The organism is Collinsella sp. CLA-ER-H3 (genome assembly GCF_040092425.1).
In the GTDB taxonomy this organism is placed as follows: domain Bacteria; phylum Actinomycetota; class Coriobacteriia; order Coriobacteriales; family Coriobacteriaceae; genus Collinsella.
On the sequence record NZ_JBBNLP010000002.1, the window covers coordinates 261,887 to 280,041 of the forward strand.

An 18,155-nucleotide genomic window follows, 5' to 3' on the forward strand; every position below is an offset into this window, starting at 1 on the left:
ATGTTCAGCAGCAGCCTGACTGTGAAATGCCACCAGTGGCCGGATATCATGAACGCTGTTCAGGCGCACTATAGTAAGCTGTATCCGCACCAGCCCGTATCAGTGACAACATCGACCACATTTTCCAGGAGACGCCATGACCCAACCAGTTCGCACCGCACCTACGCTTGCCGAGGTTGCCGCAGCTGCCGGCGTGTCGCGCTCCACGGCATCGCGCGCCCTCAACGATTCGCCCCGCATTAGCGAGGAAACCAAAAAGCGCGTCCGCGCGGCGGCCAAGGAAGTCAATTTTGTCCCCAACGCTCGTGGCCGAGCGCTCGCTGTCGGGCGCACGGAAATCATCGCCGTACTCGTGACCGAGCCCCTGAGTGAACTCTTCAGCGACCCCACCTATAGCGAGTTTTTGAGCGGCATTACCGAGGAACTGTCGGAGTCGTCCTATCTGCCCGTTATCTTGCAGGCGTCTTCTACGCATGAGCGCAACCGCGCACGCGAGCACTTTGAGCGCCGCTCGTTCGACGCCGTGATCGACGTCTCCCCCTACAAGGGCAGCGAGCTGCTCGAGGTGCTGCGCGAGCTGGGCGTACCCACCGTGTTGTGCGGCCAGCTCGAGGGCCACCCCTATCGCGATGTGTTCTCGACGGTCTACTCTGACGACGAAGAGGGCGGACGCTTTGCAGCGCTCGCTATGAAGGAGCGAGGGCGCAAAGATATCGTCGCCGTGTTGGGACCGCAAGACAACCCCGCCGTTGTCGACCGCCTGCGCGGCTACCGCGCCGTCTTGGGCGAAGACCTCCCAGACGCAAACGTTATCTATACCGGCTGGAACAACGGAGACGGCTATCAGGCCATGCACCAGATCCTCGCGCGCGAGATTGCTTTCGATGGCGTGCTCTGCGGATCGGACCGTATCGCGGCTGGCGTCATCACCGCACTCAACGAGGAAGGCCTATCCGTTCCGGCGGACATTTCTGTCGTCGGCTTCGACGATCACGAGATTGCGACGCGCTGCGTCCCCGCGCTCACGACCGTCCGCCAGCCCCTGCGCGAAGAAGGCCACATGGCCGCCAACATTGCGCTCGACATGATCAAGGGCGCCGAGCCCACCACCTCCGTGATGCACATGCAGCTGATCCAGAGAGACTCGCTATAAGAAACTGGGCCGGGCTTTCCGCCAGACAGTTGTTACGGAAAGCCTGCCCCGTTTTGAGTGCTCATTCTGGGGCACAGTTTCCGTTAGACAGCTCAACCGGAAACTGTGCCCCATTATTTTGCCGAATTCTGGGTCGCGCTTTCCCAGAGGACCCCCTTTGGGAAAGCGCGACCCGTTCTGGACCCAGATTCCGGGACGCACTTTCCGCGACGCCCGGTCACCCTATATACCCTCACAATCTCGGCGTATAAAAAACGAGGGAAGACACACGTCCTTCCCTCGTTGCAAGCAAGATGTAGCCGCTCGCCTACATCAGGCGCAGACTGACGTCCTTGAGCTGGGCGCCGCTAACGGCACTCGGAGCGCCCGACATAAGGTCGGAGCCGCTGGCCGTCTTGGGGAACGCCATGACGTCGCGGATGGAGTCGGAACCGGTGAGCAGCATGCACACGCGGTCCAGGCCCAGAGCGAAACCGCCCATCGGGGGCGCACCAAACTTGAGGGCCTCCATGAGGAAGCCGAACTGAGACTCGGCACGCTCCTCGGTAAAGCCCAGGAGCTTGAGCATGGACATCTGCATCTCGGCGTTGTGGATACGCATACCGCCGCCGCCGGCCTCAAAGCCGTCCATGACAAAGTCGTAGGTGCAAGAACCGGCTGCCAACGGGTCGGCCTCGATCTTGGCGATGTCGGTCTCGGTCGGCAGGGTAAAGGGCTGGTGCTCGGCAGCATAGGCCTTGCGATCCTCGTCCCAGTGGAACAGCGGGAAGTTGACGACCCACAGGAAGTCGTGGCCCTCGCGCTTGATCTCGAGCGCATTGGCCATGTGCGAACGCATGCCGCCCAGGATCTCGTCGGAGAGCAAGCGCGGGCCGGCGGCGAACATCACAAGGTCGCCGGGCTCGACATCCATGCGCTCGCGCAGAGCCGCCATCTCCTCGTCCGAGAAGAACTTGACGATGGGGCTGTTGATAGAGCCGTCCTCGCGGAAAGCAATCCAGGCCAGGCCCTTGGCGCCAAACGTGGAGGCCACGCCGGCAAGCTTATCGATCTTGGCACGTGCCCAGGCACCGGCGCCCTTGGCGTTGATGGCCTTGACGACAGAGCCCTCCTCGTTTGCGGCAGTCGCAAAGACCTTGAACTTGGAGTTGGCGAAGATGTCGGTCAGGTCGACCAGGTGCATGCCATAGCGGGTATCGGGCTTGTCGGAGCCATAGGTGTCCATGGCCTCCCAGTAGTCCATACGACGCAGCGGCGTAGGCATCTCGACGCCCATGCGGCCGAAGGCGTCGGCCAGGACCTCCTCGAGCGCGCTCATGACGTCGTTCTGGTCCACGAAGGACATCTCGATATCGACCTGGGTGAACTCGGGCTGACGGTCGGCACGCAGGTCCTCGTCGCGGAAGCACTTGGCAACCTGGTAGTAGCGCTCGACGCCACCGACCATGAGCAGCTGCTTCAGGAGCTGCGGGGACTGCGGCAGGGCGTAGAAGTTACCCGGCTGAATACGGCTGGGAACGATGAAGTCGCGAGCGCCCTCGGGCGTGGACTTGAACAGGGAGGGCGTCTCGACCTCCATGAACTCACGGTTGTGCAGCGCCTCCCGAATGGCAAAGGTAAAGTCGGAGCGCAGCTTGAGGTTGGCCATCATCTCGGGACGACGGAGGTCCAGATAGCGATAGCGCAGGCGGGTGTCCTCGCTCGTCTCGATGCCGTCCTCGATCTGGAACGGCGGGGTGACGGACGTGTTGAGCACCTCGGCGTGGTCGGTCAGGACCTCGATCTCGCCGGTCGCGAGCTTGGTGTTGGTGGTCTCCTCACCACGAGCGCGCACGACGCCGTGGATCTTGATGGGCCACTCGGGACGCATGGTCTCGGCGATCTTAAAGGCATCGCCGTCGGAGTGCTCGGGGTCGAAGGTGAGCTGCGTGATGCCCTCGCGGTCACGAAGGTCGCAGAAGATAAGGCCGCCGTGGTCGCGGCGACGACTCACCCAACCGGTGAGGGTGACCTCTTCGCCCACGTTCTCGAAGCGAAGCTCGCCGCAGGTACGGGTGTGCATGGAATGCTCATCGATGGGACGGGTCTGGCTCATACCAGTGATCCTCCTTTATGGATCTGTGCCGCCCCGTGTCGTTCCGGGCGGCGTCGTACAGATTTGCCCAGCCTGCGTAAACCGCGCAGCCAGACATGGCGTTCTATCTTATCGCACCTGTGTCGATGTGCCGCGGAAAAGTGGCTCCTGCCCAAAGACTTGACGGAGACGAAACAATTGATGCGTCGCGGCACCCGTCTGCACGCGTCACGTGCGACAATATGCCCCAATAAAACAGCACTTGGAAAGGCCCGTCATGACTGCACGGCTCATTGTTATGGATATCGACTCCACGCTCATCAACCAGGAGGTCATCGACCTGTTGGGCGAGGAGGCCGGCGTAGGCGAGCAAGTGGCGAAGATCACTGAGCGCGCCATGCGCGGCGAACTGGACTTTAAGCAGGCGCTCGAGGAGCGCGTGGGGCTGCTTGCCGGCTTGGACGAGAGTGTGTTCGAGCGTACCTTTGAGCGCGTGACGTTTACTCCTGGCGCGCTGGAGCTTGTGCGCTCAGCGCACAGCAAGGGCTGGAAGGTCGGCGTGGTAAGCGGCGGCTTCCATGAGGTGGCCGACAAGATCGTGGCCGCCGCGGGCATCGATTTTTGCCTGGCTAACCGCCTAGAGGTCGTGGACGGCAAGCTCACCGGTAAGCTGGCGGCAGACATCGTGACCAAGGAATCCAAGCTCATCCAGCTGCTGGATTGGGCGGTTGAGTGCGGTGTCGACATGGCCCACACCGTCGCGATCGGTGACGGCGCCAACGACATCCCCATGATTCAGGCCGCGGGCACGGGCATCGCGTTTTGCGCCAAGCCCAAAACGCGCGAAGCCGCCCCGTTTGCCATCGATGAGCGCAACCTGATGCTCGCCATGGACATCATCCTGCGCGACTAGTCGATCCTTCTAACAAGAGAATCAGTCTGTCCTATAGTTTCCGAACAATTTTGTCTTAGTGTTCGGAAACATACCCTTTGAGTGCTAGACTTTGCGCCGTCGAAGGGAACATATATGGATAAGCGAGATCTTGAGCAATTGCTGAGCGATGTTGCCGGCGGAGTAGTCACCCCGGCAGTCGCCCTCACGCGCCTCCAGACGGCGCCGACCGCCGACCTGGGCTTTGCACAGCTCGATCTTTCACGCGGGGTGCGCCAGGGAGCCGGCGAGGTTGTCTACGGTGCCGGTAAAACCGCCGAGCAGATTGCCGCCATTATCGAGGCGCTGCGCGATGCCGGCCAGGAGCGCATCCTGGTCACGCGCCTGGACAGCGAAAAAGCGGCCCGTACCTCGAAGCTCCTCGACAACGGCATCGACCTGGGATATGTCCCGGACGCACAGCTCGCCCTCGTGGGCGGCAAGCCCTCCCCTACCGGCAACGGACGCATCGTCGTCGCCTGCGCCGGCACGAGCGACTTGCCCGTCGCCGAGGAAGCCGCGTTGACGGCCGAATTCTATGGCAACGAGGTCGACCGCCTCTACGACGTGGGTGTTGCCGGCCTGCACCGCCTGCTCGCGCATGCCGAGGAACTTGCACAGGCGCAGGTGGTCATCGCCATCGCCGGCATGGAGGGCGCGTTGGCGAGCGTTATCGGCGGTCTGGTGAGCTGTCCGGTCATCGCCGTTCCCACCAGCGTGGGCTACGGCGCGAGTTTTGGTGGCGTAGCCGCGCTGCTCGCCATGCTCAACTCCTGCTCCAGCGGCGTTTCGGTCGTCAATATCGACAACGGCTTCGGTGCCGCCTACCAGGCAAGTCTTATCAATCATCTGAGCGCCGGCACACCCTGCGCCCGTTAAGGAGCATTCCATGTCCAACCATCAGCACACGCTTATCATCGACGGCACCTCGGGCATCAGCGGCGATATGACCGTCGCAGCCCTGCTCGACCTGGGCGCCAGCGAGGGGCACCTGCGCGAACAGCTCGCCACGCTGCCGGTCGACGGCTTTTCGATCGCCGTCACGCGTGCAAACAAGCATGGCATCGACGCCTGCGACTTTGACGTCCAGCTTGCAGAGGAGCTCGAGAACCACGACCACGACATGGCCTGGCTCTACGGCAACGAAGCAGCTGCCGAGCACACACATGAGCATGAGCACCACCATCATGATCATGGTGAACACGAACACGAACACGAGCACACACACGAGCATGATCATGAGACCCACGGCCATGGCCACGAGGGCCATCATCACGCCCACCACCATCACCATCGTTCTTTGGCGGACGTCACCGCCATCATCGACGGCTCGCAGTTAAGCGATGGCGCCAAGCGTCGTGCGCTCGCCATCTTTACCGCGCTCGCCGCCGCCGAGGCCAAGGCCCACGGCAAAACGCCCGAGACCGTCATGTTCCACGAGGTAGGCGCCGTCGATTCCATCGTCGACGTCTGCTCTGTCGCCATCTGCCTCGATGACCTGGGCATCGAGGATATTGTCGTCGAGTCGCTCTCCGAGGGCCACGGCACCATCCACTGTGCCCACGGCCTCATGCCCATTCCCGTCCCCGCTGTCGTCAACCTGTGCCAGGCGGGCAATATCGCCCTCACGCCCGCACCGGTCGCCGGCGAGCTCGTGACGCCCACGGGCGCCGCCATCGTCACCGCGCTGCGTACGTCCGACCAACTGCCCTCACGCTACCGCATCGAAGCCGTCGGCTACGGCGCTGGCAAGCGCCCCTACGAGGGTTGCTCCGGTACGCTCCGCTGCCTGCTCGTTCACGCGGACGCATAGCCATGGATGCCCGCAAGGCAAAAAGCCGCGCTGCCATCGTTTCGGCGTTCTCCGAGCTGCTGCGCGAAGAGGACTACGGCAAGATCACCGTCGGCGACATCATCGCGCGCGCCCACGTAGGCCGCGCGACATTCTACGGCCTCTTTAAGAGCAAAGACGACCTACTGTCCGAGCTCGTGAGCGACATCTGCACCCACGCCCTCGACGACGATGGTACGCCGCTCGACGACCCACTCGTGCAAGTCGAGCATATCCTCAACAACCTCTGGGAACGCCGTCAGGGCGTTCGAGCCCTCGTAGCCGGCGCCGGCTCACGCGTCTTCGCCGACTGCCTCCGCAAGACCATCATGTCGCGCGCAGCCGAAACCGTCCCCAACGGCCCCCAAGGCCCCGCCGCCACCATGGACCGCAGTTTCCTACTACACCACATAGCCTCAAGCTTCGTAGGAATGGTCCAATGGTGGGCCTGGCACAACTTCCAAGCAAACAAAGCCGACGTAGCCAAAGACTACCTCTCAGCCATAAAGCCCCTCTTCACCTAAGTAAGAAGCTCATCCCAAATCATCGACCCAACCCAGGCCGCCACGCATCCCAAAGTGTCATTCACACTTCAACGCCCCCAACAGCAACAAGCCCCTCCCATCTATATTCAGATATATATGTTGGGCTGCTTGTTCGAAGGCAACTGGATTCCCGCAGGGTCCGGCATAGGTTAACTTTCCGCCGCATTCCGCAGGACGCAAGAAGCTCCCGCCGCACGAAGTGCGCAGCGGGAGCTTCTTGCATGTCCGAGGACGCGGCGGAAAGTTAACCTATGCCGGACCCGGGCGTTATATCAATTGTCTTGGCCTAGAACATGCCCAAGAAACCATGCACAAACAGCGCGGCCAGAGCGGCACCGATAAACGGAGCGATGCCAGGAACGAGCAGGCCGTACTTCCAGTTGTTGTCAGCCTTATTCTTGATCGGCAGCACCTGATAGGCCATGCGAGGACCAAGGTCACGAGCCTGGTTCATGGCGAAGCCGGTGATACCGCCCATGCCCATGCCAACAGCCCAAACGATCAGACCGACGCAGATAGCGAGCATCAAAACGTTCTCGCCGGCGCGGCTAGCGGCAGCAAGGATGGCGCTGATGAACACGAAGGTGCAGATAGCCTCGCAGAAGAAGTTACGGGCATAGTTGGTGCCCTCGGTGGTGGGGTTGGTCGAGAAGATGTTGCGCTGGGCAATGGGGTCGACGACGCCCTCGGAAGCCTTGAACTCATCGGCGTACATAAGCCAAGCGATTACAGCGCCCACAAAGCCGCCGAGCATATCGGCGATCATGAAGGGGATGCAGCTGCCCCACGGCACCAGACCTACGATGCACTGGGCAAGCACCATAGCCGGGTTCATGCACACGGCGCCGCCAAAGACAAACAGGCAGACCGAGATGCCAAAAGACCAAGTGGTGATGGCAAACATATGGCCGGAACCCTGATACTTGGTGCCCTTGAGCACGGTATCGCAGTGCACGCCCACGCCAAAGATGATCATGAGGGCCGTTGCGCCGAATTCGCAGAGGAGTTTGGTAAGCATAAAACCTTATCTTTCTTGTCGGTTATAAACGATTCGTTTAGGCCGCGTACTAGTGCTGAGCGACGACAACGCCCAGGCCATCGGGAATGACGGCCACCTTGGCATCGGCACCCTTCATCTCAAAGGCGAGCTTGAGCGCCTCATCGAGGGTGTTGACCGGCGTCATGTGCATATCCTTGATCATCTGGTGATCGCACAGGTCGGTGACCATGATCACAGGGTGATGCGCCAGGATGCGGGCAAAGATCTGGCTCGTCCACTGGTCGGGCAGGGTCTCGTCCTTAGGACGGTCGATGCAGGCGCGCTCAAACTCCGCCGGATCGTTGTCGGCGATGTTGTGATAGAAGCCCTCGCCACCGTGGCCGTCGGCACAACCGGCGACGTCGATGATCACGCCGCCCTCGGGAAGCGTAGCCTCGGCAGAGCACATGCCCTTCACGGCCTGATAGATGTTCTGGTCGAGCGGGTAGCCGCCGTTAGTGGTGATGGCAATCTCGCACTCAACGGGCTCAACGCCGGCAAGGCTCTTCACGAACTCACAGCCGGCCTCGTGCGCCTTGTGAATGTCGCCGGCAAAGGAGCCGATGACCTCGTGCTTGCCGTTGAGCACCACGTTAAGCACAAAGGCAAGGTGAGCCATCTCGGCAGCGGCAAACATGTCCTCGCTCACGTGGTTGTGGCACAGGTTGCCGGCACGCGAATGGGAATCGTTCACAAACTGACCGTTGTGGTTGTACATGATGGTCTTGTAGCTGGCGATGCCAGGCAGGACAGACTTGCGGCTACCAGAGAAACCGGCAAAGAAGTGCGGCTCAATAAAGCCCTCGGCAAGCAGCAGGTCACAATCGGCGGCAATCTTGTTGATGATGCACTCGCCACCAGAAGGCAGGGTGCCAATCTTTTTCATCATGCTGTCGTCAGTCGCGACGTGCATAACGATTTCCTCGTTGGCAACAATCTCCTCGCCATACTTGTTGACGAGTTCCTCGTGCGTCGACGGACGGTGCATACCCGTAGCAACCAAAATACGCACTCGAGCCTCGGGCGCAGCGGAATGGAGGTGATGCAGCAGAATAGGCATCGTCACACGCGAGGGAACGGGACGCGTATGATCGGAGCTAATGATGACGATATCCTTCTTGCCAGCACAAAGCTCCTCGAGCGAAGGCGAGCCATAAGGGTTGGCAAGTGACTCCTCTACCAGCTTTTCCTGCGATTTTGTAGTCTTAAACTCGTTTTGATGACCTTCCATCACACCCGCGAAATTCTTATCCTCGAGCTCCAGATGCAACGTCTTGTGGTCAAACGGTAGTTCACATTCAAACAATGACGAGCGCCCTCTTCCTTTCAACTGACACACTAGATTAACCGTTGGAAGGATACGCCGCTCACCGAAAAACACCACCGTCCACCGACTCATTAACACAACGTTCATATTTGACCCACACCAAAATGGCCGCGATCCCAAACGGGACCGCGGCCGCTACAGTCGTAAGGCGAGAAGCACCACATGCATCTCAATCCCGATCGATAAGGCGCGCGGCGCGAAGCGCCAAACGCGCCGCCGGGACAGACCCCATCCAAAGCGCGCGAAGCGCACCAATATTCCCCCAGCCAGTAATCCGCCGAAGACCGGACATCGCAGGGCCCGCCATCAGTTTTCTTTTAGGCACACTCCGCAGGACGCAAGAAGCCCTCGCCGCACGAAGTGCGCAGCGAGGGCTTCTTGCATGTCCGAGGACGTGCCTAAAAGAAAACTGATGGCGGGCCCGGACGACTACAGGGCTATCGATTACCCCGTGTTCTGCAATCCTGCCGAGACGCCGGTCACAGTCGAAAGAATCAGGCTCATGTACTCGGCCTTCTTCTCCTCGGCCATCTCGTCCTGGTTCATACGCACCTCGCGAAGGGCGCGGACCTGGGCGATGGACAGGGCGTCGACGTAGGGGTTACGCACGCGAACGGCGCAGCCGAGCACGCGACGACGCTGCAGCGGCCACTCATCACCGACGATGGCAAGGACCCACTTACGGGTGAGCTGCATCTCGGTAAAGACCTTCTTGGACAGATCATCGCGGTCGCCCAGATGCAGATACATCTTGGCGATGCGCTGATCGGTCTTAGCAATCGACATCTCGATGTTGTCGATAAAGGTGCGGAAGAACGGCCACTCCTGGTAGGCAGCCTTGAGCTGGTCAAGATCGCCAAGCTGCTCGCAGGCGGTGCCCAGACCGTACCAAGCGGCCAGGTTAATGCGCGCCTGGCTCCAGCTGAAGATCCACGGGATGGTACGCAGGTCATCGAGCGACTTGGCGCCCAGACCGCGCTTGGCGGGACGCGAGCCGATCGGCAGCAGACCGACCTCGGTCAGCGGCGTCACGGTCGAGAACCACGGTGTAAAGTCCTCGGTGTTCAGCAGGTCCAGATAGCGTTCGTGGCTTGCAGTGTTGAGCTTCTCGGCCATATCCCAGAACTTCTGCGTGGTCTCGGTGTTGGTCTTCTCGACACTCGGGGCCGACTGCAAAAGCGTTGCGGCGGCAACGGACTCAACATGGCGCTGAGCCAGCGTGCGGTTGCCGTAACGGGCAAAGATGACTTCGCCCTGCTCGGTAAGCTTAAAGAAGCAGTTGACCGAACCCTTGGGCTGCGCCAGCACGGCCTTGTTGGCCGGGCCGCCGCCACGGCCCACGGCACCGCCGCGACCGTGCATGAGCACCAGGTCGATATCGTTCTTCTCTGCCCACTTGGCGATGCGCTCCTGCGCGGAGTGCAGCGCGAGCATGGCCGTGGTAGGACCGGCATCCTTGGAAGAGTCGGAATAGCCCAGCATGACCTCCATGCGGCGGTTGGTCTGGGCAAGGCGCTTTTGCACCACGGGCAGCGTAAGCATCTGATCGAGCACGTCGACGCAGCCCTCGAGGTCCTCGAGCTGCTCGAACAACGGGATCACGTCGAGCTCGGGGACATCCTCCTCGTGTGCAAAGGACAGGTGCGCCAGCTCAAAGACGTCGGCCACATGCTGAGCGCTCTTGGTAAACGAGATGATGTAGCGGTGCGCCATCTTCTTGCCGTAGCGCTTTTGGATGGAGCCGATAGCGCGGAAGGTATCGATGACCTCGCGCGTCATGGGCTGCAGGTCGCCATGGATACCGTTCTCGTGGATATCCTTAAGGGCGCGGGCATGCACCACGGAGTGCTGACGGAACTCCATCTCGACCATATGGAAGCCGAAGGACTCGACCTGCCAGATGATGGTTTGGACCGGGCCGTAGGCAGCACGGACGGCACCGCAGGCGGCCAGCGAACGCTGGACGACGCGCAGGTCATCCAGGAACTCGTCGGCGCTGTGGTACATGGTGTCGGTGATACGACGGACGGTGGCGTTCAGGCGGTCGGCCATGACGAGCATGACGGCGCGATGTGGCTCGTGCTCGGAGATCAGCTCGGCGCGGGCCGTGTAACGAGGGCTCATCTCGACCTGATGGTTCCACAGGTTAATGAGCTCGGCCGACGGCTTGCTGTAGGTAGCCTCGAGCGTGAGGTTGCGGCCGATGTGGCGGCACTTGTCCTCGAGCTTGAGCACCATGTGCGTAAAGTACTTGGCGGCGACCTCACGGCTCACCTTGGCGGTGACGTTGGGGTTACCGTCGCGGTCGGAACCGATCCAGCTGCCGGGATGGAAGAACGCCGGGCACAGCGGCGGCACAGTACCGGCCTTGTCGCCCAGCACCCAATCGTCAAAACGACGATAGATAACGGGGATAACGTCGAACAGCGTGTTATCGAAGATGTCGATGATGGTATCGGCTTCCTCGACCGGCGTGGGCTTCTTGAGCGCGATGGGACTCGTACGCACCAGGGCGTCGATCTCCTGCAGCATATGGCGCTCGTTCTCCACCAGGTCGGAGCCGCCCAGACGCGGACGCTCCTCCAGCAGGTTGGAGATACGGCGGATCTTGCCCTCGACGGCCTTACGACGGGCCTCGGTGGGATGTGCGGTAAAGACAGGGTGGAACTCGAGCTTGTCGAGCAGCTCGTTGGCACCCTCGACACCCAGCTCATTCACCAGCTGGTGATAGGCAACGGTAAGCTCGTTGGCAGGATCGACCTCGGTATCGGTCGACGCACCGGCCTCGCGCTCGCGCAGCTGCGCCACACGGTAGTTCTCCTCCGACAGGTTTGCCAGATGGAAAAAGCTCGTAAAGGCGCGAACGATGACCTGCTGCTTATCGAGCGGCAGGCTGTCGATCAAATCGACGACCTCACGAAATGCCACGGCAGTGGGCTCGTCGGCGGTGGGCACGCCCTGCTTGTCGACGGCTTCGTCGGCAGCGCAGGTACCGGGGTTGCCGGCATTGACCACAATCTCGGCTGTCAAAATCTTGTCGAACAGGTCCGCGATCTCGGGATCATACTCGCTAAGCACACGGCGCTCCAGGCGCAAGAACAGCGCCAGATTGTCGCGCAGCTCCTCGGGGATCTCGATCTCGGCGAGACGCTCCCTGGACTCGGCATTCGAGCCGATTCGGTTAACGAGGCGGTTGACCACGGCAGCGACACGCGCCGCGGCTTCGGGTACAGACTGGTTGCTTAGGTTCTCAGCCACGTTTCCTCCCATTCCTCCTTCTATGCACGTAACATGCGGTATTCATTATAGGCGCTTGAGAAATACTTTCGACACTGATTGCGCTTTACCACACAAAAGTATTTTCTGCATTGCAAAGGTTTTTGCCCTAAATGGTCGTATTTCTCGGTGAGCGGCATACGTAAACGGGGGCATTCCGCATAAAAGCGAAACACCCCCGTAACAATCGCTCTCCATGAGCAGGGCACGTTAGCAGGCCCGAAGCTCAAAAAGATGCGCTACAGGCGCTCGCGAACCGCCTCGACGACGTTGTCCAGATCGGCGAGCACCTCGTCATGGCTCTGCATGTCGCGCACTTTGACCTTGCCGGCGGCAAGCTCGTCGCCACCCAGGACCAAGATGAGCTTGGCGCCTACCTTATCGGCTTGCTTAAACTGGGCCTTGAGCGAACGACCCTGATAGTCGGCCTCGGTCACGATACCTGCGGCGCGAAGCTCCTGCGTAATGGCAAAGACGTTCTGACGCAGCTCCTTGCCGGCGTTGGCGACATAGACGCACGGGGCCTCATCGGCACCCAAATCGCTGCCAAAGGCCTGCAGGGCCAGCAGGGCGCGCTCAAAACCGACAGCAAAGCCGACGCCCGCCGTGGGCTTGCCACCCTCGAGCTCGACCAGGCCATCGTAGCGGCCGCCGCCGCCGATGGAGCCGACGCCGGCGCCAGGGGCCTCGACCTCAAAGACAGTACGGGTGTAGTAGTCCAGGCCGCGCACCAAGGTGGGATCCTCGACATACTCGATACCGGCGGCATCCAGATAGCGCTTGACCTGCTCGTAGTGCTCGCGGCACTCATCGCACAGGTTGTCACCCATCAGCGGAGCCTCGGCCATGATCTCGCGGCAGTGGTCGTTCTTGCAGTCAAAGGCACGCAGCGGGTTGAGCTCGGCGCGCTCGCGGCACTCATCGCACATCTCGTCTGCGTGATCGAGGATAAACTGCTTGACTTGCTCGCGGTAAGCCGGACGGCACTGAGCGTCGCCCATCGAGTTAATGAGCAGACGAAGCTTGGAAAGATCGAAGCCCAGGCGCTTGTAAAACTCCATGAGCATGATGATGCACTCGGCGTCTGCCGCCGGATCGGGAGCGCCGAGCCACTCGATGCCCACCTGGTGGAACTGGCGCAGGCGGCCCTTCTGGGGACGCTCGCCGCGGAACATGGCCTCGGCGTAGTACGCCTTAAACGGCGTGGAGCCCTGGGGCACCAGATTGTTCTCGACGACAGCGCGCACCACGCCGGCCGTGCCCTCGGGGCGAAGCGCCAGGCGCTGCTTGGGCTTGAGTTTGGTGTCGGTGCCCTCGGTAAAGACGCGCTCCAGGTTGGCACCGCTGAACACGCGGAACATTTCCTTGCGCACGACGTCGGTCGACTGGCCGATACCGTGGACAAACACGTCCACCTGCTCGATCGCGGGCGTCTCGATGGGTTTAAAACCAAACGGCTCGAACACGCCGGCCGCAATCTGCTGCATCTTTTGCCAGGCGCGCATCTCGGCGCCGATAAGGTCGCGGGTTCCCTCCGCCTTCTGTGCCTGCATGGGCAAACACCTTTCTTTTGTATCGCGTCATAGGTAACGGTCATTATACGGCACAAACACAAACAGCGGTGGCGCGTCTGACCGAACGAGGGTATGGGGACTCGTTCGGCCAGACGCGCCGCCGCTGTTTGTGATCCCTTTTCCTCCGTCCCCTTCGGATCACGTGATTCCTTGGGGACGGAGGAATAGGGATCGTCCTTTGGCCTGCGGCGACCTTGGAAACCGAATGATGGTACGAGCATCCATTCGGCTCCCAAGACCGCCGCGGGCAGAGTTGGGTGAGCCGGCAAACGCGGCAGCGTGCTTACTCCCCCGCCACGCTCGCGCGCAGCTTGGCGGCGATGGGCTCGGATACCAGCAGGAACACGAGCATGACCACGGAGCACGCCAAGCACACGATCCAGGTGCTCGCAAAGGAGCCCGTGGCGTCGAACAGCACGCCCGAGACAATGGCGCCCACGGTGCCGCCGACCATCTCGAGCGAGGTGATGGTACCCGTGACCTTGCCGAGGTCGGCCATGCCAAACTGCTTGGACGCGGCAATAGTAGGCGTGATGGTGCCCATGCACGTTCCGACGCCAAAGCTCACGGCAGCCACGATGGGACCAAGATCGGTCGCGGGGAAGCACAGCGCCACACAGGCGACAATACACGCAACGGATCCCAGCACGTTGCCAAAGCGCAGGCCAAAGCGATCGTAGATGGCGCCGAGCGAAATCTTGGCGATAACGACGGTGACCATATAGGCCGAAAGCACCGTACCGGCCCACATGGGATCGTGGCCGCCCGTGACGATCTTGGCGCCGTTGACGGTAACGCTCGTCATGTTGGTGACTTGGTTGGGCAAGATGGCGCCGTTAACGAGACCCATAAAGAGGAAGGCGACGACAAGCAGCCAAAACGCCGGGCTCTTCTTGATGCGAGACCAGCCGACGCTAACCTCGGGCGCCGTGTGCTCGTCCTTGTCGCCAGCCGTCGAGACGGACGGATCGTCCGGGTTCTCGCCGAGCGGCTTAAGGCCGATCTCGGAAGGCTTAGTGCGGAAGGAGTAGGCCGTGATGGGCAGTGCCGCCACCATGCAGACGGCAGCGAGTACCAGGAACGCAGAGCGCCAGCCCACACTCACGATAAGCGAGCTCACGATCGGCGAGAGAATAGCGCCGCCAAAGCCCGAGCCCGAAAGTGCGATGGAGATGGCAAGGCCTCGCTTGGCGGTAAACCAGTTGGCGGTCACTAGGCTGATGAGCAGGCGGGTCGAGGCCACAGCGAAGCAGCCCGAAACGGCAAAGAGCACGTAGACCTGCCACAGCTCACCGACAAAGCTCATGCTGGCAAGAACGGCAGAGGTAGCGATAACGGTGAGCGAGCCCAATACGCGGCCACTCACCTTATCGGCAACATGGCCAATGACAAGCGATCCGATAACGCTCACCACGGTAGAGATCGCATTGGAGATGTTGTACTGCGCAAGAGATATTCCCAAGTCGCTGACGATGAGCGGCTGGAACAGGCTCATGCAGTTGACGAAAATCGTGTAGCACGTGGCCATGATCACGAAGCCGGAGGCCACCACGAGCCAGCCGGGGAAGAACTTACGCTGCTGGGGCATACTGCTCCTTATTTAACAAACGAATAGCCGGCGCCGGGCGCCGGTAGTGCCCAAGATTGCCTTGAAAGACAAGGGCATAGGCCTTACGGCCATGCCCGCAGGCTTGAAAGGCAAGGTTGGGTGCTACCGGTGGTCGGCGATATAGCCCAAAGCGACGGCGGTATAAGCCGCAGCACCGAGCGGCAGCTCGGCATCGTTAAAACGTGCCTTGGGATGGTGCTGGGCAAAGTGTTCGTCCGTGTCGGTTACGGCCGCGCCCACGGTAAAGTACGCACTCGGAATCTCGCTCGAGATAAGCGCGAAGTCCTCACTCGCCATGGCATGGAAAAGCGGCAAGAAAGCCGCCTTGGGCAGCACTGCGCCCACGTAGCCAAGCGACACCTGAGTCATATCGCTGTCGAGTACAAGCGGCGGAACATCCGAAAGCGTCTCGATGGTCGCCGACGTACGATATGTTGTGGCAACGCCGTTTACGACCTCCGCGATGCGGGTCTTGAGGTGCTCCATGAGCTCGACGTCAAAGCCGCGCAGCGTGCCTTCGAGCACGCAGGTATCTGGGATGACGTTGGCCGCTTGGCCACCGGCAAACTTACCCACGGTCAGTGCGACCTCCTTGGCCGCCGGCACTTCGCGAGCGATAAGCTCCTGGAGCGCCAGATGCACATGCACGCCGGCCGTGATGGGGTCGATGCAAATCTCGGGGCTCGAGCCATGGCCGCCCTTGCCCTGAAGCGTGATACGAAAACCGTACACGCCCGAGAGCGCCGGGCTGCCGTAGAGCACCAGGCCGAGCGGCGACTGGCTATTGACATGCATGGCAAAGGCGACCTGAGGACGCGGGTTCTGCAGCAGACCGTCGGCGATGGCGGCGCGGGCACCCTCAAAGGTTTCCTCGCCCGGCTGGAACAGCAACTTGACCGTAGCGTTGGCATCAACAAGCTCTGCCTCGCGCGCTTTGAGCATACGAGCCGCACCAAGCAGCGCCGTCGCGTGCATATCGTGACCGCAAGCGTGCATGCAGCCGTTGGTGGATGCAAAGGACTCGCCGGATTCCTCGGCAACGGGCAGGGCGTCCATGTCGCCACGCAGCATGATGACCGTACCGGCCTGCTCATTCGTGCAGATGCCATTGCCTTGGGCCGCGGCGGCACCGGCGCCGACAAGGCCCACAACGCAGGAACCATCGACGAGCGTAGCAAATGGGATGTCCATCTCGGTCAGGCGCGCTTGGATATACGTAGAGGTCTGCGGGAGGCTATTACCCAGCTCGGGCATCTGATGTAAATCGTGTCGCCACGCAGCGAGCTCGTCTGCAAAAGCCTGAGCTTCTGCAACAAGACCGTCACCGATAGCGGTCTGCGCCGCCGCGGTGGCCTTGGGCGCTGATTGCGGTTGAAGATCGGACAGTGCTGGTGCCATAGATGCCCTCCAGTAACGTTTTTGCAGCAAGCACTTTGATAGCGTAAAGTGCAAGGTACTACTTTAAGGGCGACGCATAAAAAATGCCGCCCCGGGAGGCGGCGCAACAAATTGTTTACAATTGCGGACGCGGCTTTCGACGCAAAAAATCGAAATGCGTCTCGCTCAAGATAATCGAAAGAAAGATGAGCGCGAAGCCGGCGAGCAGGCGCGAGGTGAGCGCCTCCCCCATCAGCAGCACCGAGAACAGCACACCCGAAGGCGACTCCATCGAAAGGAGCAGCGAGCCCGTTGAGGCCGGGACATGCGCCAGGCCGACGTTTTGGATGAGCAGAGCCACACACGTACAGCCCACCGATAGAAACGCCATCACACCGATAAAGCTCGGCGTCCACACGGACAGCGGCGCTTGGGTCTCGAATAACAGCGACGAGATCAGGCTCAGCACGCCGTTGCCCACAAACATCCAAAACGTGATGACGTTGATGTCCATCTTGCGGCCATACTTGGCGGTCACCGCCATCTGGATGGCAAAGAAGACCGCACCGCCCAGTGTGATGACATCGCCGACATTGAACTCGACGCTATCGAGCGCCACCAGACCAATGCCCGCCAGGCACAGCAACGCGGCGCCCAAGTTGTAACGAGTAAGCTTTTCGCCGCTTAGGACGTAGCTCGCAAACGGCACGAAGATGCAATAGGTACCCGTCAAAAATGCACTCTTGCCCGCCGTGGTCTGTGCCAGGCCAATCGTCTGCAAACCGTACGCGCCCCACATAAGTGCGCCCATACCAAGTCCGACGATAAGGTTGCGGGCATTAAAGTGCGCGATGATGCGTTTGTGGAAGATGGCGAACATAACCAGCGAAGCCGGAAGAAAACGAATATAGAGCAGTTCGAACACCGGAATGGTGTCGAGCGCATCTTTCATGGTGGTAAAGGAATAGCCCCAGATGACCGCCACCGATAGCAGCAAGACCTTCCAGAAGAACGGGGAACGCGCGCCGGCGCCGCGGGAGGTGCCGCCGGCGCCCAGGTCCTCCCGTGCGACAGGGCTATCGGGCATGTTTTCGATTTCGTTGGCAGCGTATTGGGCCATGGAACATCCTCACACTCAATCTGGGCGTGGTGTCCGCACGCGTATGGCTGCGTGCCGCCTCATGGTCAAATAAAAACGGGGCGCACCGGACCCCCGGCACGCCCCGCTACTGTAGCAACAACCGGCGTTGCATCGCAATCCAGCCCACTAAAGCGTTTTGTTCCGCCGTTCTACCGAACGGCGGACCGGCCGACGCTGCGCGAGCCGCATTCACGCCAATCTGACGTTCAATTTCAAGGGCGCGACCAGAAGGTCAGCGCCCTTTCATTTCACGTCACCTTGGCGCAAATGCGGCTCGC

At 61.0% G+C, this 18,155-nt stretch carries 13 protein-coding genes; 5 read left to right on the plus strand and 8 right to left on the minus strand.

Going from position 1 to position 18,155, the window contains the following annotated elements; genetic code table 11:
* Positions 1 to 136: 136 nt before the first annotated feature.
* Positions 137 to 1,153: a LacI family DNA-binding transcriptional regulator gene (locus tag AAAX32_RS02720; RefSeq protein ID WP_349099920.1), complete on the plus strand. Its 1,017-nt coding sequence runs from the start codon at positions 137 to 139 to the stop codon at positions 1,151 to 1,153.
* Between the two features lie 307 nt (positions 1,154 to 1,460).
* Here AAAX32_RS02720 and aspS read toward each other — a convergent pair whose 3' ends face one another.
* A complete protein-coding gene (gene aspS, locus AAAX32_RS02725) occupies positions 1,461 to 3,248 on the minus strand; it encodes an aspartate--tRNA ligase (RefSeq protein ID WP_117770446.1) in 1,788 nt (595 codons plus the stop codon).
* 256 nt (positions 3,249 to 3,504) lie between these two features.
* On the opposite strand from aspS, the gene serB reads away from it, so the two are divergent.
* The 4 genes from serB to AAAX32_RS02745 all read left to right on the plus strand — a co-directional run bounded on the left by serB (position 3,505) and on the right by AAAX32_RS02745 (position 6,513).
* The gene (serB, locus tag AAAX32_RS02730; protein ID WP_055285969.1) at positions 3,505 to 4,140 is read left to right on the plus strand and encodes a phosphoserine phosphatase SerB; all 636 of its coding nucleotides are present in this window, start codon (positions 3,505 to 3,507) and stop codon (positions 4,138 to 4,140) included.
* A 114-nt stretch (positions 4,141 to 4,254) separates the two neighbouring features.
* On the plus strand, positions 4,255 to 5,037 hold the full coding sequence (gene larB / locus AAAX32_RS02735) for a nickel pincer cofactor biosynthesis protein LarB (RefSeq protein ID WP_349099921.1): 783 nt from the start codon (positions 4,255 to 4,257) through the stop codon (positions 5,035 to 5,037).
* A gap of 10 nt (positions 5,038 to 5,047) precedes the next feature.
* Complete coding sequence (locus tag AAAX32_RS02740) at positions 5,048 to 5,971, plus strand: LarC family nickel insertion protein (RefSeq protein ID WP_349099922.1); 924 nt, start codon at positions 5,048 to 5,050, stop codon at positions 5,969 to 5,971.
* Between the two features lie 2 nt (positions 5,972 to 5,973).
* Positions 5,974 to 6,513, plus strand: a complete 540-nt coding sequence (locus tag AAAX32_RS02745) for a TetR/AcrR family transcriptional regulator (RefSeq protein ID WP_349099924.1) — start codon at positions 5,974 to 5,976, stop codon at positions 6,511 to 6,513.
* 307 nt (positions 6,514 to 6,820) lie between these two features.
* Here the strand turns inward: AAAX32_RS02745 and larD are convergent, their stop codons facing one another.
* From larD to AAAX32_RS02780, 7 genes are all read right to left on the minus strand, one after another.
* Positions 6,821 to 7,552, minus strand: a complete 732-nt coding sequence (gene larD, locus AAAX32_RS02750) for a D/L-lactic acid transporter LarD (RefSeq protein ID WP_349099925.1) — start codon at positions 7,550 to 7,552, stop codon at positions 6,821 to 6,823.
* A 49-nt stretch (positions 7,553 to 7,601) separates the two neighbouring features.
* Positions 7,602 to 8,879: a nickel-dependent lactate racemase gene (gene larA / locus AAAX32_RS02755; RefSeq protein ID WP_349099926.1), complete on the minus strand. Its 1,278-nt coding sequence runs from the start codon at positions 8,877 to 8,879 to the stop codon at positions 7,602 to 7,604.
* A gap of 465 nt (positions 8,880 to 9,344) precedes the next feature.
* Positions 9,345 to 12,077: a phosphoenolpyruvate carboxylase gene (locus AAAX32_RS02760; protein ID WP_349099943.1), complete on the minus strand. Its 2,733-nt coding sequence runs from the start codon at positions 12,075 to 12,077 to the stop codon at positions 9,345 to 9,347.
* A gap of 338 nt (positions 12,078 to 12,415) precedes the next feature.
* Complete coding sequence (gene hisS, locus AAAX32_RS02765; protein WP_117640032.1) at positions 12,416 to 13,729, minus strand: histidine--tRNA ligase; 1,314 nt, start codon at positions 13,727 to 13,729, stop codon at positions 12,416 to 12,418.
* Positions 13,730 to 14,033: 304 nt separating this feature from the next.
* On the minus strand, positions 14,034 to 15,338 hold the full coding sequence (locus AAAX32_RS02770; protein WP_349099927.1) for an MFS transporter: 1,305 nt from the start codon (positions 15,336 to 15,338) through the stop codon (positions 14,034 to 14,036).
* Positions 15,339 to 15,461: 123 nt separating this feature from the next.
* Positions 15,462 to 16,757, minus strand: coding sequence for a M20 family metallopeptidase (locus tag AAAX32_RS02775; RefSeq protein ID WP_349099928.1), 1,296 nt, complete (start codon positions 16,755 to 16,757; stop codon positions 15,462 to 15,464).
* A gap of 115 nt (positions 16,758 to 16,872) precedes the next feature.
* Positions 16,873 to 17,856, minus strand: a complete 984-nt coding sequence (locus AAAX32_RS02780; protein WP_349099929.1) for a DMT family transporter — start codon at positions 17,854 to 17,856, stop codon at positions 16,873 to 16,875.
* Positions 17,857 to 18,155 lie beyond the last annotated feature (299 nt).

What these genes read in the sequence shown, in the direction of transcription:
- AAAX32_RS02720 (WP_349099920.1), top strand. Translation starts at nt 137, where the DNA reads ATGACCCAACCAGTTCGCACCGCACCTACGCTTGCCGAGGTTGCCGCA.
- aspS (WP_117770446.1), bottom strand. Translation starts at nt 3,248, where the DNA reads ATGAGCCAGACCCGTCCCATCGATGAGCATTCCATGCACACCCGTACC.
- serB (WP_055285969.1), top strand. Translation starts at nt 3,505, where the DNA reads ATGACTGCACGGCTCATTGTTATGGATATCGACTCCACGCTCATCAAC.
- larB (WP_349099921.1), top strand. Translation starts at nt 4,255, where the DNA reads ATGGATAAGCGAGATCTTGAGCAATTGCTGAGCGATGTTGCCGGCGGA.
- AAAX32_RS02740 (WP_349099922.1), top strand. Translation starts at nt 5,048, where the DNA reads ATGTCCAACCATCAGCACACGCTTATCATCGACGGCACCTCGGGCATC.
- AAAX32_RS02745 (WP_349099924.1), top strand. Translation starts at nt 5,974, where the DNA reads ATGGATGCCCGCAAGGCAAAAAGCCGCGCTGCCATCGTTTCGGCGTTC.
- larD (WP_349099925.1), bottom strand. Translation starts at nt 7,552, where the DNA reads ATGCTTACCAAACTCCTCTGCGAATTCGGCGCAACGGCCCTCATGATC.
- hisS (WP_117640032.1), bottom strand. Translation starts at nt 13,729, where the DNA reads ATGCAGGCACAGAAGGCGGAGGGAACCCGCGACCTTATCGGCGCCGAG.
- AAAX32_RS02770 (WP_349099927.1), bottom strand. Translation starts at nt 15,338, where the DNA reads ATGCCCCAGCAGCGTAAGTTCTTCCCCGGCTGGCTCGTGGTGGCCTCC.
- AAAX32_RS02775 (WP_349099928.1), bottom strand. Translation starts at nt 16,757, where the DNA reads ATGGCACCAGCACTGTCCGATCTTCAACCGCAATCAGCGCCCAAGGCC.
- AAAX32_RS02780 (WP_349099929.1), bottom strand. Translation starts at nt 17,856, where the DNA reads ATGGCCCAATACGCTGCCAACGAAATCGAAAACATGCCCGATAGCCCT.